General features: G+C 39.4%; 15 protein-coding genes. 8 read left to right on the top strand and 7 right to left on the bottom strand.

Annotation, left to right across the window (positions count from 1 at the left end):
* Positions 1 to 260: 260 nt before the first annotated feature.
* The 5 genes from thsA to L1994_RS09895 all read right to left on the bottom strand — a co-directional run bounded on the left by thsA (position 261) and on the right by L1994_RS09895 (position 4,850).
* On the bottom strand, positions 261 to 1,853 hold the full coding sequence (gene thsA / locus L1994_RS09915; protein ID WP_278100841.1) for a thermosome subunit alpha: 1,593 nt from the start codon (positions 1,851 to 1,853) through the stop codon (positions 261 to 263).
* 250 nt (positions 1,854 to 2,103) lie between these two features.
* Positions 2,104 to 2,571: a chemotaxis protein CheW gene (locus tag L1994_RS09910; protein WP_278099281.1), complete on the bottom strand. Its 468-nt coding sequence runs from the start codon at positions 2,569 to 2,571 to the stop codon at positions 2,104 to 2,106.
* Positions 2,572 to 2,776: 205 nt separating this feature from the next.
* Entirely contained in the window at positions 2,777 to 3,391 is a 615-nt protein-coding gene (locus L1994_RS09905) for an orotate phosphoribosyltransferase-like protein (RefSeq protein WP_278099280.1), read from the bottom strand.
* A gap of 20 nt (positions 3,392 to 3,411) precedes the next feature.
* The gene (locus tag L1994_RS09900) at positions 3,412 to 3,882 is read right to left on the bottom strand and encodes an NOB1 family endonuclease (protein ID WP_278099279.1); all 471 of its coding nucleotides are present in this window, start codon (positions 3,880 to 3,882) and stop codon (positions 3,412 to 3,414) included.
* 122 nt (positions 3,883 to 4,004) lie between these two features.
* Positions 4,005 to 4,850, bottom strand: coding sequence for a ribose-phosphate diphosphokinase (locus tag L1994_RS09895; protein ID WP_278099278.1), 846 nt, complete (start codon positions 4,848 to 4,850; stop codon positions 4,005 to 4,007).
* Positions 4,851 to 4,933: 83 nt separating this feature from the next.
* On the opposite strand from L1994_RS09895, the gene lonB reads away from it, so the two are divergent.
* From lonB to L1994_RS09860, 7 genes are all read left to right on the top strand, one after another.
* Positions 4,934 to 7,057: an ATP-dependent protease LonB gene (lonB, locus tag L1994_RS09890; RefSeq protein WP_278099277.1), complete on the top strand. Its 2,124-nt coding sequence runs from the start codon at positions 4,934 to 4,936 to the stop codon at positions 7,055 to 7,057.
* Between the two features lie 160 nt (positions 7,058 to 7,217).
* Positions 7,218 to 8,543, top strand: coding sequence for a TldD/PmbA family protein (locus tag L1994_RS09885; RefSeq protein WP_278099276.1), 1,326 nt, complete (start codon positions 7,218 to 7,220; stop codon positions 8,541 to 8,543).
* A gap of 5 nt (positions 8,544 to 8,548) precedes the next feature.
* Positions 8,549 to 9,853 (top strand): TldD/PmbA family protein, encoded by a 1,305-nt coding sequence (locus tag L1994_RS09880; RefSeq protein WP_278099275.1) that lies wholly within the window; start codon positions 8,549 to 8,551, stop codon positions 9,851 to 9,853.
* A 275-nt stretch (positions 9,854 to 10,128) separates the two neighbouring features.
* The gene (locus L1994_RS09875; RefSeq protein ID WP_278099274.1) at positions 10,129 to 10,413 is read left to right on the top strand and encodes a hypothetical protein; all 285 of its coding nucleotides are present in this window, start codon (positions 10,129 to 10,131) and stop codon (positions 10,411 to 10,413) included.
* Between the two features lie 292 nt (positions 10,414 to 10,705).
* Positions 10,706 to 10,960, top strand: coding sequence for a pro-sigmaK processing inhibitor BofA family protein (locus L1994_RS09870; RefSeq protein ID WP_278099273.1), 255 nt, complete (start codon positions 10,706 to 10,708; stop codon positions 10,958 to 10,960).
* 333 nt (positions 10,961 to 11,293) lie between these two features.
* Positions 11,294 to 12,919: a methyl-accepting chemotaxis protein gene (locus L1994_RS09865; RefSeq protein WP_278099272.1), complete on the top strand. Its 1,626-nt coding sequence runs from the start codon at positions 11,294 to 11,296 to the stop codon at positions 12,917 to 12,919.
* A gap of 35 nt (positions 12,920 to 12,954) precedes the next feature.
* Positions 12,955 to 13,425 (top strand): chemotaxis protein CheW, encoded by a 471-nt coding sequence (locus L1994_RS09860; RefSeq protein WP_278099271.1) that lies wholly within the window; start codon positions 12,955 to 12,957, stop codon positions 13,423 to 13,425.
* Between the two features lie 101 nt (positions 13,426 to 13,526).
* On the opposite strand, the gene L1994_RS09855 is transcribed toward L1994_RS09860, so the two are convergent.
* Complete coding sequence (locus tag L1994_RS09855; protein ID WP_278099270.1) at positions 13,527 to 14,225, bottom strand: KaiC domain-containing protein; 699 nt, start codon at positions 14,223 to 14,225, stop codon at positions 13,527 to 13,529.
* Positions 14,222 to 15,052, bottom strand: coding sequence for an RAD55 family ATPase (locus L1994_RS09850; protein ID WP_278099269.1), 831 nt, complete (start codon positions 15,050 to 15,052; stop codon positions 14,222 to 14,224). The genes L1994_RS09855 and L1994_RS09850 overlap by 4 nt, the downstream gene beginning before the upstream one ends.
* 261 nt (positions 15,053 to 15,313) lie before the next feature.
* Here L1994_RS09850 and L1994_RS09845 point away from each other — a divergent pair, with 261 nt between their 5' ends.
* On the top strand, positions 15,314 to 17,515 hold the full coding sequence (locus L1994_RS09845; RefSeq protein WP_278099268.1) for a type II/IV secretion system ATPase subunit: 2,202 nt from the start codon (positions 15,314 to 15,316) through the stop codon (positions 17,513 to 17,515).

The following is a 17,515-nucleotide window of genomic DNA, read 5'->3' as shown; positions in this document are numbered from 1 at the left end:
CTGAAAACAATAAAAATTCCCTAAAACGAAGTCATCTAAAAGTAATAACTAAAAAGAAGTTCCCAAAAGAACTCGCAAAAAAACAACTCCTGAAAAGTACTCACTAAAAAGAAGTCACAAAGTAGTATCTAAAAAAAAAGTAGTATCAAAAAGAACTCACAAAAAGAAGTTATAAAAATATTTTACCATGAAAATCACTTTGTGATTTACATGAAACTGTTTGCATGAAACACAAAGTTTCATGAACGTTTTTTTTAAATTTAGTGCTCTCTTGCCATCTGAGCAGCTGATTTTGAAACCATCATATCATCCACACGGATTAACAGTGATGCAGTCTCAGCGGCACTCTGGATTGCCTGTCTTTTAACACGCATCGGCTCAATTACGCCTTCTTTGTACATGTCCTGCACTTTGCCTGTAAAGACATTTAATCCGGCATATTTCTCACCGGCAGAATGTGCGGCCTTTAAGTCCACAAGAACATCGATTGAGTCATGTCCTGAGTTTTCTGCAAGTGTGTTTGGAATTGTCTCAAAGATTTTGGAAAATGCCTCGATTGCAAGCTGAATTCTTCCGCCAACTGTAGGGGCGTACTCAGAAAGTCTGATACAAATCTCTGTGTCGATTGCACCTGCACCAACAACGAACTTACCATCTTCAACTGCATCCATTACAACACGTACAGCGTCATATACAGCACGCTCAAGTTCGTCAACGAAGATCTGGTTTGAGCCTTTGATAAGGATGCTTACAGTCTTTCCGTTTTTACATCCTGTGAACTTTGTTGCCTTAATATCCTTTAACTCTTCAACCAAAGCCGCGTTTCCTAAAACACCCTCTTCGAGATCCCCTGGTGTGTTGACAATTGTTGCGCCAAGTGCACGTGCAAATGCCTTCATGTCCTTTTCAGGAACATCCTGGATTGCAAGGATTTTGTCGTGTGAAAGATAGTACTGAACTGCATCGGCGATACCTTTCTGGCATAAAACAACATTTGCGCCTGAAGCTTTAATCTTTTCAGCAATTGCCTTTAGATTTTCTTTTTCTCTCTCCGAGAAAGCCTCTACCTGCTCAGCGGATGTGATTTTAATCTTTGATTTGGTCTCTGTCTTTTTAATCTCAAGAGGCTGTGAAAGAAGAGCAACTACTGCGTTTTCAACCTTCTTTGGCATTCCTGTGTCACAGCGTGTCTTGTCAATCAAAAATCCGGAGATGAGCTCTGCCTCATCAAGGCTGTCACCGACGATTGTCTTAATCCTGACGTCATCCTCATCGACTGTTGTTTTGCCATCCTCAGTCTGTGCAACTGATAAAACAGCGTCAACAATTATCTCTGTAACTGAATCTTTCATTGATTCAATTGACTTGCCGGTGATTGCTGTCTCTGCGACCTTCATCAGCATATCCTTGTTGTCAGGTCCTGCTGTGATTGAATTCTCATTTAGGACTTCAAGAGCTTTTACCATTGCAAGGTTGTAACCTTTTGCAATGATTGTCGGATGAATTCCCTTCTTTAAGAGGTTTTCAGCCTCTTCCATGAGTGCACCGATGAAAATTGTCGCAGTTGTTGTGCCGTCTCCGACCTCATCATCCTGTGCTTCTGCAACAGCGATTACCATCTTTGCCGCCGGATGTTCGACAGAAAGCTCATGAAGAATTGTTGCACCGTCGTTTGTGAGCACTACGTCACCTGACGGGGATACTAGCATTTTGTCCATGCCACGCGGACCAAGAGTTGTTCTGACAGCGCCCGCAATGGCTTTGCATGCCATGATATTTGAGCGCTGAGCCTCCATTCCGCTTGTTACATCGACATTATCGCGTAAAATTACTATTGGTTGTCCTGATAACATATGCAGATACCTCTCAATAAGATTCTCCATAAATGTGGAATTGCGATTCTATATATAACTTATCATTGGTATTCTGACACCTGAAAAATTAAATAAATGTTTTATTACAGCTAATATTTAGCCTTAAAACCAAAATTAAATGATGATTATATTATATCTGATAATTGAGCGGAGATTTGAAAATTTATTCTTAATTCATGAACAATTTTTAAATCCGGACTATGAATAAAGATAAAGGCTGATTGTTTTATTATTGATTCAACCCAAAATTAAGCTCTTCAAGAACTTTTGAGAGATCAATCCAGATTACAAGCTGTGTTTCTTTATTGTCAGTTTCGGATTTTCTTTTTATTATCCCCTTAACATAAGCCTCTTTTGAGACTGCATTATCCATTGTGTCAATTGTATCTTCTTCTATTGCAATAACGCTTTTAACATCATCCACAATTATTCCAATCTTAGATTTTTCTGAATCAGCAGATGTCAGAATAATAATTTTTCTTGTTTCAGCGTCAGGATTTTCCTGAATATCAAGAAGAGTGCACAAATGAATTATTTTTGTAATCTCGCCGCGAAGATTAATTATTCCTGCCACATGAGGGGGAGAGCGTGGAATAGGGGTCGGAGTCATCATCTCAACAATTTCGCGTGCAAGTGTGATGTCAAGTGCATAAAGTGTCTTATTCAGTTCAAATACTACCAAATCAATTACAGCCATATCCTAAATCCTCTGATATTTGTATCATTTACCATGAAAACCAACTCATGATTTTCATGTAACAGTCCATGAAAAATTTGTTTCATGAACGTTTTTTTATAAATCAATATAGTCCTCTTTTATAAGCAATATAGTTTTTTTAATGAGAGTTACTTCGTAAATTCCATGAAACAGTTAGCATGAAATATATTTTTTCCGGACGTTTTTAGTCAATTCTGCTGACTCTGACAAGTGAATATACAGGAACTGTGTCAATCTCATCAAGGCCGAGTTTGTCAAATAAAACACAGACTCCAATTGCCGTTCCGTTATGTTTTCTAACTGAATCAATCGTTTCTGCAATTGTTCTTCCGCTTGTGATAACATCATCGACTATTAAGCATTTCTTGCCTGATACATCTGCAAAACTGCTGTTAAGAGAGCCTGTCGGGTTTTCACCGGTGGCATGCTTTTTTGGGTGAAACATTGTAAAAAGTGAATCAGCCTCGCCTGCAATCATTGTTGCAATCGGTATTCCTGAATGTGCAACTCCGACAATTAAATCCGGAAATATCTCTTCGTCTGCGTCTGCATCTTCAGTTGCATGGATATATCTTTTAAGAAGCATTACAGATGCGTCATGAAGCATATCAGCATGGCCGCTTATAGATGACCAGTCTATTACAATATCTTTTGGCGCTGCCTTTTCGCCTTTCTGCTGTGTTAAAAGCCACGTTATGGTTTCAGTTGAAAGACTCATCTCATCGGCAATCTGGCTTGAGCTCCTTCCTTCCGAGTGAAGATTTTTGGCTTTTTCAATGAGTTCACTAAGAGATGACATAATCTACGATATTGATTTTATCACTTATACATTCTTTTGATCAAAGCTCCGCAGACATCACATTCACCTAATGAATCGTGAAGTTTCCTGCACCCTGTGCACCGGTATTTCCATCTCCTTTTTTTAGCCGCACGCATCTGAAGCGGATATACTTTAAGTCCCAGTGTCTGTGCAGTATTAGAAAGAGCAAAGTCGTCTGTAACAACGCTTCCGCCAAGCTCAAGTGCAAGTGCAATCACATCTGTGTCAGTTGAGGATATAACCTGAATATCTCCTGATTTTTCAGAAGCCTCAACTGCTTTTTTTCTGGACTCTTCTGAGGGCTCACAGACAATAAGACCCTGTGCCTTTAATGCTTCAAGCTTTGACTTTGCTCTTATATCTTTTAGCTCCTCTTCAACCGCATGAGGAATTGCAAATTCACCATCCATCGGTATATCGAGGAAAAAAAAGGATGAATCAAGTATCTTAACAGGCGTTTTTTCAGGCATGATTGTTTGAGGATTATTTTATGATTATCTGATTATTATCTGATGATTTTCTGACACCTTTTCTGAAATAATTTATCGACATTTTTTATTGTTTTTTAATTTGTTTGTTTGAAATTTGTATTTTATCCAAGTATTGCTTTTTTTATGCATTCGTCAGCCGAAATTTTGCTTGAAGCAGATTCGATTGTATCACTTGATGCAAGAGATGCAAGACCTGCTGAAAAGAGCTTTGCAAATCCGCCGGCGGCAAAAACCCCGTGAACACATGCTGTATGAACCTCCGCGGCTCCCTGATTTTTAAGCATCGCGGCGGCATTTGCAAGTGTAGCGCCGGTTGAGATGATGTCGTCAACAATTACCACACTTCTTTCATTCACATCAAGATCTTTTGGCTGCATTGTAACCTCTGTTCCGGAAAGCCTTGTTTTTTGTAGGTGGTCGCAGTCAAAGTCCATCTCAGCGGCTACAGACTTTGCAAATGCGGCCGCTCCTGCATCAGGTGCAATAATTAACGGCTCTTTAAGATTTAAGGTCTCTATGTATCTGCACATATATGGAGCAAGTGTTAAGTCCTCTGCAGGGACTTTGAAAAATGACAGATTCTCCTTTTCATGTGTATTAATCGTGTATATCTTTGAAACATTCTGTGAAAGCGCCCTTGCAACCGCTCTTGCACTGACAGCTTCTCCGTCATTGAACTTCTTATCCTGTCGTGCATATCCCATGTAAGGAATAACAAGTGTTATTTCTGACTCCTCACATGCGTCTGCAAGAAGAAGTGTCTGGATAAAAGAATCGCTGTCAGTGATGCTTGCAATGATTACAGTCTTTTCATCCCTCTTACCTGTCTTTAAATAAAGCTCTCCGTCAGGGAACTTTTTAAATTCGACAGGTACTAGGTCAAGCCCGCAAATGGCGGCTGTTTTTGCGGCTAAAACCTGTGATCTCTCGTTGCTGACTATTTTCATGATTATTACCTGTTCTGGAAAGTACTTAAACTATCAGGAAAGAATCATTTAAGCACTATCGTTTGTAAGAGGTAAATCTGTTAATGGTAAATAACGATAAAAATCCAGATATAAATCAAAAAGAACCTGATTCAAAAGATTTTTTGGTCAGTGGGCCTGAAAAGGGCAGTATGAGCGGAAGCGATACAGCCTCCTCTGAGCCAATTGACAGTCCTTCTGCTGAATCACGCGCAGAAGACACTCCTGTTGTCACAATACACGAAGAGGCAGACAATAATGAAGCGGCAGATAATGAAGAGAATAAAAAACCGCTTTTAAAACTTGATGAGCTGGAGCTTGACAAAATAGAGACCTCTTCTGATATAGAAGTTCCAAAAAGGCTTATTGACCAGGTTATAGGCCAGGAGCATGCTGTTGAGGTCATCAAAAAAGCGGCAACCCAGCGCCGTCATGTAATGATGATAGGAACTCCCGGAACAGGCAAATCAATGCTTGCAAAGGCAATGGCCGAGCTTTTGCCAAAGGAGGATATGCAGGACATTTTGGTATATCCAAACTCCGATGATTCAAACACACCGATTATCAGGACAGTAAAGGCAGGACGCGGAAAAGAGATCGTCTCAGCACATAAAATAGAGGCCAGAAAGCGTGCACAGACAAGAAACACACTGATTATGATACTTATCTTTGGCATTATGGGATATGCAATCATCACCGGACAGCTTTTGATGGGTATCATCGGTGCGGCGTTTATATTTATGGCTCTTCAGTATTCAAGGCCAAAAGAAGAGGCAATGGTTCCAAAGCTTCTGGTTTCAAACGAAAAAGACTCTCATGCACCATACCTTGACGGAACCGGCTCTCACGCAGGAGCGCTTTTAGGCGATGTAAGGCATGACCCCTTCCAGTCAGGCGGTCTTGAAACACCTGCACATGACCGTGTGGAAGCAGGAGCGATTCACAAGGCAAACAAAGGTGTTCTCTTCATAGACGAAATTAACACCTTAACTCCCCATTCCCAGCAGAATCTTTTGACTGCACTTCAGGAAGGAGAATTCTCAATCACCGGTCAGAGTGAACGCTCAAGCGGTGCAATGGTCAAAACCGAGCCTGTCCCGTGCAGATTTGTAATGATCGCCGCAGGAAACCTTGATGCCATGGAAGGGATGCATCCGGCGCTTCGTTCACGTATCAGAGGATATGGATACGAAGTTTACATGCAGGACACAATGCCTGATACTGAAGAGAATCAGAAGAAGTTCATCATGTTTGTCGCCCAGGAGATTAAAAACGACAATAAGATTCCGCCGTTTGACAGAGGAGCAATCGAAGAGATAATGCGTGAGGCCAGAAGACGTTCTAACAGAAAGGGACACCTCACACTAAAGCTTCGTGATATGGGAGGTCTTATCCGTGTTGCAGGAGATATGGCACGCCAGGACGGCTCAGAGGTGACAACAACCGATCATGTGCTAAAAGCAAAGAGTATTGCAAGATCGGTTGAGGATCAGATCTCTGACGAATACACAAAAAGAAGCCGTGAATATGAGCTTACAGTCGTTTCCGGTGCTCAGATAGGACGTGTAAACGGTCTTGCGGTTGTCGGGGCTGATTCCGGACAGGTTCTTCCGATTATGGCTGAGGTTACTCCGACACAGGGTGCAACAGGAAACATTGTTGCAACCGGTCTTTTAAAGGAGATTGCCAAAGAGTCAATCATCAATGTAAGTGCGATTGTTAAAAAGTTTACAGGAAAGGATATCAAAAATATGGATATTCATATCCAGTTTATAGGCACTTACAGCGGAGTTGAAGGCGATTCTGCATCAATCAGTGTTACAACAGCGGTAATCAGTGCAATTGAAGGAATTCCGGTTCGCCAGGATGTTGCCATGACAGGCTCACTCTCAGTCAGGGGAAATGTCCTTCCAATAGGCGGTGTTACATATAAGATTGAAGCGGCGGCAAAGGCAGGAATAAAGACAATTATAATTCCACAGTCAAACCTTGATGATGTATTAATAGAAGACCGTTACAAGGATTTGGTTGAGATTATACCGGTAACAAAAATTGAGGAAGTTTTAGAGATTGCTCTTGTTCCGGAAAAAAGAGATGACTTTGTTGAAAAACTAAAAAATCTTGCAAAGCTCAATCCCGGAGAGCTGATTGAAAAGATTTCACAGGCAAAACAGACCCCTGGTCTGTAAAAACTGCCCGTGAGACAGATTGTCATTATGAGATAATCATAAAAAGATTAGCAAAAAGCGGCAGAAACATAAACAGGAAATATTTCTGTCTTAAATTTCAGGATATTTAAAAAAAACCCAAAATATCCTTTCTGATTTTATTTTTTAAAGGAGTTTTTTTATGGAAGAGCCCGGATATTACGATATAAGGCATGTCAAGGGAGTTATAACAAATATTGAGATTGACAACGGAGTAGTTGAATCTGCAACAGACAGTTTTTCAGATACTGCAATTTTGCGTGTTTTAGGAGATAAGGGGTGGGGAATTGCCTCTATAGAAAATTTTGGATCAAAATCCAAAAAAGAGATTGACGAATACATCTCCGTTGCATTACGGTATGCTTCTGCAACGCAGGAGACAGTAACTCTTGCAGATTGTAAATCCGGCATTCTTCCGATGCCAAAGCTAAATGAAGACCCAAAAGAGGTCTCTTTAGAGGAGAAGTGTGGTCTTTTAATGGAGATTGAAAGAGCCGCACATATAAAAAACATCATAAACACACGTGCAAACTACACTGAAGGAAACGCAACAGTCTATTTTGAAGATTCATCTGAAAACACCTTTTCATATGAGATATGCCGTTCAGGATATTCTGTATCGGCGGTTGCAAAAAAAGACGGTGTGATGCAGGCCGGACGTGAGAGCGAACGCACAATCACCGGTTTTAATCTCAGGCACAAGGAAGAAAAGGGTCTTTTAGCGGCTGAAAGGGCAGTAAGCCTTCTTGATGCAAAACCTGCAAAGGGCGGAATAATGGATGCTGTTTTAGATCAGGAGCTTGCAGGCGTTTTTGCACATGAGGCGGTCGGCCATGCTTCTGAAGGTGACCTTGTAAAAGAGGGTATATCTGTCCTTCGCGGAAAGACAGATCAGAAGATTGGAAGCGATATCATAAGTGTCGTTGATGATCCAACAATCCATGAATTTGGCTTTATGCCTGTTGATGCCGAAGGTGTACTTCCAGTCAGAACAGAGATAATAAAAAACGGAGTGCTAAAATCATTTCTGCACAACCGTCAGACCCTTGCGGCTGTTGGATTCGGTGACGCCGGGCATGCAAGAGGTGAGGCAGGAGCAGTTCCGGTTGTAAGAATGAGCAACACATTCATCGAAAACGGTGATTCTTCATATGATGAGATAATATCAGAGTGCAGAAACGGTATACTTCTCAAAGGCTCAAGAGGCGGACAGGTTGATCCGGGAAGAGGTGTTTTTCAGTTCAATGCCGAATATGGCTATATCATAGAAAACGGGGAGCTTTCCGGAATGGTGCGTGATGTATCCCTCTCAGGAGATATCCTAAAGACTCTCTATAATATTGTTCTCTGTGCTCAGGATAAAAAGATGAATCCGGGTTACTGCGGGAAAAGCGGGCAGAGTGTTCCTGTAACTGACGGATCACCGCATCTTCTTTTAAATAGTGCCGTTATCGGAGGGCAGGGGTGATTTAAATGGCAGAAGATAATGAGAACTTTTCAATAATTGATGATATTTTAAGAAAGGGTTCAAAGCTTGCCGATGATATTGAAGTGTTTTTTTCCGAAGGCTTCGGAGTTGGTCTTGAACTTAAAGGAAGGCTTATTGGTGAGGCTGAAGGCTCAGAATCCTGGGGAATTGGAATCAGGGTTGTAAAAGACGGAAAAATAGGATGTTCATCGACAAACGATCCAAAATGCTTTGAAAAATGCCTTTTATCTGCGGTTTCAAGTTCAAAGCTGTCAACACCACAAAACTGGGAGGGTCTTTCCACTCCCTGCTCTCTTCCTGATTTGAGGTTGGATGTCTTTGATGAAAAGATGTCATGCGATATTGAAACTGCTGAGAATTTTATTGAAAGGTTGCTTTTTGGTGCATCAGATGCAGATTGTGATGTCGTAGGAGGCAGTGTTTCGTTTTCAAAGGGACAATCTGTTATTGCCAATTCAAACGGAGTTTTCTATTCTCTTGAAAAGACAGGCTGTGGTGTTTCAATGGAAACAATTGCCGCTACATCGACCGGCTATGAATTTGATTCATCATCACATGCAGACAGAATTGACCCTGAAAAAACCGGAAGAGATGCGGCATCGCTGGCTGTATTTTCAAAAGATGCAGGAAGTATAAAAACCGGTAATTATGATGTTATTTTGTCTCCCATTGCCGTATGCCAGCTGATAGGTTCGGTTGTTATCCCGTCATTTTCCGGAAGGAACGTAAATTCCGGGCGTTCATATCTTGCAGACAAACTGGGCGATGATTGTTTTGATGAGAACTTAAATCTATATGACGATCCTCATCATGGCACCGGCTCGAGGCTTTTGGATTCAGAAGGGGTTTTGACACGAAGAATTGATTTAATCAAATCCGGTGTTGTAAATGAGTTTTCATATGATTTGAAGACTGCATACCGCTATAACCAAAAATCAACCGGAAGTGCGGTTCGTGCAGGTGCAGGCGGAAGCCCTGCAATCGGGACACACAATATTTTCCTTGACGGAAAACGTTGTGATGTTTTTGATGAAAAAGCAGTCTATGCCCACACTGTTGTCGGGGCACATACTGCAAATGCGGTGACAGGCGACTTTTCAGTTGAACTCTCTAACGCCGCATGGATTGAGGGAGGGGAGAAGACAAAGCCGATTAAGTCTGCAATGCTTTCCGGAAATGTATTTGAAATGCTTGGAAATATTGCAGGAATGTCAGAAGAGTCAAGAACACTTGGCTCTATGACTGTTCCGTCACTTCGTTTCCAGGAACTTTTTGTTGTTGGAGAATAATTTTTTTCCTTTCAACCCTTATTTTGTCTTTAAATTATGTTTTTCTCTTTAAAATATCCTCAAAGCTTCAGATTTTTTAATTTTTCTCAGCAGTTTTTAAAATCTGTTGCGATGATTTAATTCTGTTGCGATGAGTATAAATATTTCAGAAAAGAATAATTGATTTATTAGACAGCAATCATCCTGATTTTTGATTATATTCGGGTGTGTATTGCCTGTTTATGTTTATTTGATTGATATTTAATTAATATTTAATTAAAAAGGAGTTTAAAATCATGTTTGGATTTGGAAAAAAGAAGGAAGAAAAGGCAAAGGTTGAAGAGGATTTTGATGACGATGAAGATGTCATCACATGGGTTCGGTATAACTCCGATGAGGATGAGGTTGAAGAATCTGTAAGAATTGAAATACATGATGAAGACGGCCTTGAAGCAATGAATGCACTGATTGATATTAAAAATTCAACAGAAGGTAAATGGGTAGGTTTTTCATATGTTTATTATAAAGACGGTGTCAGAAAAGAGATCAGGCCGTCTGATGAAGATATGGACAAATTTTAACCAGTTAATTTGCTATTGAAGTTACTTTGTAACTTACATGAAACAGTTAGCATGAAATATGCATTCATGGATGCCTTTAAACAGAATTTAAAAACAAAAATTTTTAAAAAGCATTTTTTTAAAAATTTCCGGGTAATTTTTTTGTCTGTTTTAGGTTTATTAACCGCTATTATGCTTCTTCGAACTTTTTTTTCAAATATTTTTGAAATGAGAAATCAAAATTCTGAGATATTTTTTCAAAATCTATTGAAGAAAGATTAATGTAAATTGTGTGTTTTATTAATAAACAGGAATGTTGGATACAGTAATTACGGTAATAATTGCCTGCGGAATAATATTTGCCCTGTGGTATCTTTTAAAAAACCTGACAACTCTTATTGTAAACTCAGTTATAGGCTTAATTGTGCTTGTTCTTGTATCACAGTTCAATCTTTTGGGTATGGAATCTTTTAAGGTTACATGGGGTGCGGTTTTGGTATGTGCTCTTGGAGGACTTCCAGGCGCAATACTTCTGATTGTGCTTAATTTCGCAGGAATTAGTATTTAATAAAAAGATTCATGAGATTAAATTTCACATAGACTGATTTAACATAAACTGTTTTGTGAAAAAAGTCCATGAAATTATATTTCATGAACGTTTTTTTCCAAAGATTATTTTGTATTTTATTTTTTGAAATTAAGTTGAATTTGGATTAAATTTTCTTCACTGAATTTTTTTTAATTTAGCCTCAACATTTTTTCAAACATATCTTAATTCTGTTGAAATTTGAATTTGACGTAGGTTTTTCCAAATTTATCCTCTGAGTTATATATGGAAGTAACATTCATATAGTATAACTCTCTATTAGAGGAAAAATTAGAAATTTGTGAGGGATATGAAATGTCTGATATTGAGAGGATTGAAAAGATTCTTTTAGCGATGAATTCCGGAGATAAAATTCCGGAAATGAACCCTTCAGAATTCGGGCCTGATTTTCAGCGAATTGTCAGGGAAATAAATACTCTCTCTGAAGGATTTGGCGGCATTGTTGAATGTACTGAAATTCTGTCTGCAATGACTTTCAATGACTACACCAGAAAAGTTACAGGGGATTATTCAGGAGCTCCTAAAGTTTTGGCTGAAACAATAAACACAGTCCAGGACAGGCTTATCACACTCCAGCATGTTGCAGAGGATATGTCTGAGGGAGATTTCAAAAATCTTGAAAAATTCCGAGCTATCGGAGACGGTGCCGGAAGAAGATCAGAAAATGACAAAATAGTTCCTGCTTTTATAAAAATGATGGAGGCAATTAGCAATGTTTCTGCAGAGATTGAAATTCTTGGTCATAATGCAGCTGATGGAAACATAAGTTATAGAAGCGATCCATCTCTTCACAGTGGTGAATACAAGGATATTGTAGAAGCGGTAAACACAGCAATCGATGCTTTTGTAATTCCAATGAAAGAATCGATAAATGTCTGCCAGAAATATGCAGATGCTGATTTTACTGCCAGATTCTCCGAAAAAATCATTGTTAAAGGAGACTTTGTAACTTTTAAGAATGCAGTAAACAATATTGGCGAGTCTGTATCAGCAAATCTTTCAGAAACCGGAAAGGTTACAGAACAGGTAGTTTCAAATTCAAATGAAGTTGCAAAAGGAACAGATGAGGTTGCCAAGGCAACAGAGGGTGTCGCAAATGCAAGTCAGAAGACTGCTGATCTCACAAAAAGCCTTCTTGTAAGCATAGATGATATCACGAGGCAGATCTCTGATCTTTCCGCATCAAATGAAGAGATTGCAAGTACATCCCAGGAAGTTTACAATGCCGCAAGCCACGTTGTCGATGTTGGAAAAGAGACGCAGGAACTTGCAAATGTAACCAACAGGAAGATGGGCGATGTTGAAAAGATTGCAAGTAAGAGTGTAGAAGAAATTCAGGGCCTTACTGTCCAGGTAAAAGAAGTTGGGAAGATTGTAAAGCTAATCAACGACATTGCCGGTCAGATAAACCTTCTTGCCCTCAATGCCGCAATTGAAGCCGCACGTGCCGGCGAACACGGACGTGGTTTTGCTGTTGTTGCCGGAGAAGTTAAAAATCTCGCCGCAGAGGCACGGGCCGCGACAGACTCTATTGAAAAAGTTGTATCTGCTGTCCAGAGCGGAAGTGAAAATACTGCAAAGGCAATCATGCTTGCCAATAATGAAATTGTTGACGGTGTTGAGAGTGTAAACAAGACACTTGAAGCACTAAATGTCATTATCAAAAATGCAGGACAGGTCACACACGATATCGGTGAGATAACAAAGGCAATAGAAGATCAGGCCCAGATTGCAAACAATGTAGTTAATTCGGCTGAAAAAGGCAATGTTATGACAAAAGATGTTCAGAATGAAGCCGAAAGTTTAGCTGCACTCGCAGAAGAGTCAAGCGCTTCTGTAGAAGAGATTGGAAGTGCGGTAAACGAGGTCAATGAACTTATAAAGCGTCTTGAAAAAGCCAATTCGCGCTTTAAATATTAGATTATCAACTGATTTAAAGGAGGTGCAAAATAAAAATGGCTACAATTGATGTTGTTCAGTTTGAAATATCAGGCACAAATTATGCAATAGATATCAATACTGTCCAGGAAATAGTGGAGATGATGCCTATAACACCTGTTCCAAGGTCTCCGCAGCATATTGCCGGAATTATTAATCTTCGTGGAGTTATCACAAATGTGATGAATTTAAACTGCCTCCTGGGTCTCGATTTCGGTCAGAATCATGAAAGCAAGAAAATCATCGTTCTTGTTCCTGATGCCGCGGGCAGTTCTAATATAGGTCTGATAGTTGATGATGTACAAAGCGTTCTTCAGATCGATGATGAAAACGTTGATCAGATGGATGCATCTCTCTCGAAAGAAGCGTTTGTAAAAGGAATAATAAAATCCGGAGGAGGAACGACAAAACAAAACCTTGTGATCTGGATTGATATTGAAAAAATTCTTGAAGAGACACTTGGCACGGTAGAACAGTGTGTCTGCTAAAAAGAAAAAAAAGATAAAAAAAGATATTTAAAAAAGATATTTAAAAAAGAAAAAAAAATCTAAAAAACAAAATAAAGTCTTCTTTTTTTCTTGTTCAATCTTCAAAACACACTTGCCTCTGAATATACGTTGACCTTATCTTCCTGGATTTCATAAGGCTTTATTTCTCTTGAGTGGTTTGAGCGCCGCATTTTTACAACCTCCAAAGCAGTGTGGACTTCAGATAAGTCAGAGGGTCTGATGTACATCAAAACTATAACAGTATCAGATAAATATTCAACAAGCCCGTATCTGCTTGAATAATTGTTGTTCTGTTCAGTTTCACTTGTAAGAAGCAGTGTGCAGTCCAGATTTGACATCATTTCAATAAAACGAAACATCTCCCGCCTTCTTGTAGACTGATCATCAAAAAGACCCTCAAATAAGGATATGGGGTCGATTACAACCCTTTTCGCATCAACACTTTTTATAAGATCGGGAAGATCGTTTTTGATACTGTTAATTGAGAGGTTAAAATCGGTTGGATCAAGCTTTATGACAAAAAGGGATTTGTCTTTGTATTTTTCAAGATCCCAGCCCCTGTCAGTTATTTTTTCGTAAATATTCTCCTCACTCTCTTCAAGACTTATATAAATGCAGTTTTCACCATTTATTAACCCCTCAAAGAGGAACTGAAGCGCAAATGTAGTCTTTCCGGTACCATACGTTCCAATAATTGCCGTTGTGCTACCCTTAATGAGTCCCCCGCCTATCATCTCATCAAGACCCGGGATTCCTATCAGAATTCTTTCTTTTATCATATTACAACTCTTATGTTGCTTACTTCAAAACCGGATTCGGGAGTGATTCTGACTGCAAACTTGACAAGATCTTTCTCCTCAAGATGAGGCATTACACCTCTGAACTTCTCAAAGTACATCACTCTCTGGCGTTTTCTTGCAGAACTCTCCTCCCATCTGAATGTAATCATTGCGTCACAACAGTCTGCAATTTCAATAAGTCGTGAATCAGATAAAATTCCGTCTGAAAGAAGTATGTATATAACAGATTCCCATTTTTTGGAAACTCTCTGAAGGCCTCTTAAAAGCCCGATTAAATCCTTCCATTCAGATGCAGTGGTATTTTCGGTTGCAATATCAGTAATTGAGTCAATAACAATCATACTGTTTTTTGGATGGTTCTGAAGACTCTCTGCAAGTTTGGAGACAATTCCAACCGAATCTGATTTTTTCTGAAATCTTTCAATTACAGATGTACTGCTGTACCAGCCTGTCGGAACAGCGCTTAATTCAAAATAAATTTCAGATAAATCTATGAAATTCACTTTATTTTCTATATCTTTAGTAATATCGCCTTTAAACGAGAGCTCCAACTCTTCTGCAATCGATGATGAAAGGCGTGTGAATGTAGTATATGCAATCTCTTCAGGAAGAGAGACTTTCTGATTTTCAACCCCTTTTTCTTTTAATTTTGATGAAAAAAGGATTGACGAATAGACAAATTCCCTGTTTCCTGCTCCCGGCTCTCCCACAAGAAGAATTACCGAGCCTTTTGGAACACCGCCTGCAAGCACCGGATCCAAAGACTCAATTCCGGTTGGTATTCTTTTAGCCCTTTCATCCTGCATATTATCAATGCTCCTTTGCATTTTCTATATGTAAATGTTTTGATTGGAAAATATTTTTACCCCGTTTAGACTTTTCACTGTCTGACTGAAATATCAGATGGGGTTTAATCTAATAAAAATCAGCTTTGTGATGAAAACAATAATATGCCTGTGGTTTATTTATATTAGTTATGTTCCCTCTTTTTCATTTGAGGGATGAGCCGTTAGCCTATTATATCAGGGCAGGACATATGAAGGCAGGCTATAATGGCGGGGTAAATAATGGTATTTTTCAGTAAAGAGGATAATTTGGATGACAAAAAGAGTCCGGATGATAAGAAAAGGCAGGATGAGATAAGCTTAGAGGAGCTCTTGAAAAAATCCGGCGAAAAAGAAATCTCCCCGTCTTTTAATGGAGATGAAACTGAAAGTGAAGATGCCGAAAATAAGGAAACAGACGAATTAAAAAATAAGAATGACGAGTCTGACACAGCTGATAAAAAAACAGGTTCTGATGAGACAGATATAGTTAAAATCCCCCCCGAATTCCCCGCTGAAAATAGTAATATTAATGTCACTGAAAACCCGTCTGAAAATATTTCTGATGAGACTGCTGATAAAAACTCACAAAATACTCCCGATACATCAGCAGTTTTGGATAGCTTTAATGATTCAAATATCTCCGATAATCCCGATGATGAAAAGATTCCGGATAACTCAGATGATTCAAACACCTCCGATAGCTTGGATGATGTGAAAAGTAAAGATGAACAGGCCGGTATTTCTGAATCCAAAATCACAACTGTTGATAAAGCATTGAATGTTACTTTGGATGAGAGCCTTTCAGAAGAACTGCCCGCCGATGAGAAAAACGAAGATAAAAAAAAGCATAAAGCTGATAAAAAACCCCGGTTTTCATTCTTAAAGCGTCTTAAGGTAAAAAAAGAACCGCCTGAAGAGTATGATTTCATAACAAATGGATCTCTTGTAGAATCACAAGTCCCTGAGGGCTATAGCCTTGTATCAGAATACTGGATACTGGAAGGCAGATCAAAGGTTTTGATTGTAAACAAAAACGATACCCGAATGAATGAATACATGCTCTTTGAACCTGTATTGTCTCCTTTTGAATATGAGCTTTTAGAGAGGCTTTTTGAGGATATGCGTGACGTTTTAATCCTCACAGACGAGGAGATAATTGAGGATAAATCTGTAATCCTTCTTGAAAAAATGTATCTCCTCCTAAAGGAATACAAAATAAAACCAAAAAAGGAATCAAAGTTCAAGCTTGAGTATTATCTTAAAAGAAACTTCCTTGGCTGGTCAAAACTTGATCCTCTATTAAAAGATCCATTTATTGAGGATATATCATGTGACGGTTCTGATATCCCTGTATTTTTATATCACCGACAATTCAGAAACATAAAAACAAATGTCACTTTTAAAGAGGAAAACCTCTACTCTCTTGCAATAACCCTTGCACAGAGATCAGGTAAACACATCTCAGTGTCACAGCCAATGCTTGATGCAACCCTTCCTGACGGTTCAAGGCTTCAGCTCACGCTTGGAAAAGAGGTGACAAGCAGGGGAACTTCGTTTACAATACGAAAGTTCCGTGAAAGTCCTTTCACTCCGGTTGAGCTTATGGAGTATGGAACGTTCAGTCCTGAAGAGCTTGTTTTTTTCTGGCTTGCAATCGAGAACAACAAAAGTCTTTTATTTGTCGGAGGAACTGCAAGCGGAAAGACATCGTCTTTAAATGCCGTATCACTCTTCATCCCGACACTGTCTAAGGTAGTAAGCATTGAGGATACAAGGGAAATTACTCTATATCATGACAACTGGATTGCAAGTGTCACAAGAGAAAATGTTGCCGAATCCACAGGCTCCAGAATTGACATGTTTGATCTTTTAAAAGCCGCAATGAGGCAGAGACCTGAATATATCCTTGTCGGAGAAGTGAGGGGTGCTGAAGCCCAGACTCTCTTTCAGGCGATGAACACAGGCCATACAACATTTTCAACGCTCCATGCAAACGATGTTGATGCGGCAATACACCGTCTTGAAAACGCTCCTTTAAATGTTCCAAGAAATATGGTGCAGGCGCTGGATATCGTAAGCGTTCAGGCACTTATATATCGCGGGCAGGAGAGAGTAAGGCGCTCACTGGAGATTGTGGAAATTGCCGGAATAGATCCGGGCACAGGAAACCTCAGGGTAAACAACGTATTCACCTATGATCCTGTAACAGATGCTCATTCATATAATGGCAGATCTTCTGTATACCAAAAAATCATGGAAGTCCGTGGCTGGACCAGTCAGGAGATGAATGATGAGGTGCAAAGACGTTTGAAAATTCTAAATGCACTACATGAGCAGGAGATAAGAGATTACATAAGTGTTACAAGAATAGTTCAGACATATTCCATAAATCCTGAGATGGTAATGTCTGAGATAAATAATTTAAAAGAGCTTTTATCTTAA

The organism is Methanomicrobium antiquum, assembly GCF_029633915.1.
Classification (GTDB): Archaea; Halobacteriota; Methanomicrobia; order Methanomicrobiales; family Methanomicrobiaceae; genus Methanomicrobium; species Methanomicrobium antiquum.
The sequence above is the reverse complement of the archived record's forward strand: the minus strand, read 5'-3'. Positions and strand labels throughout refer to the sequence as shown.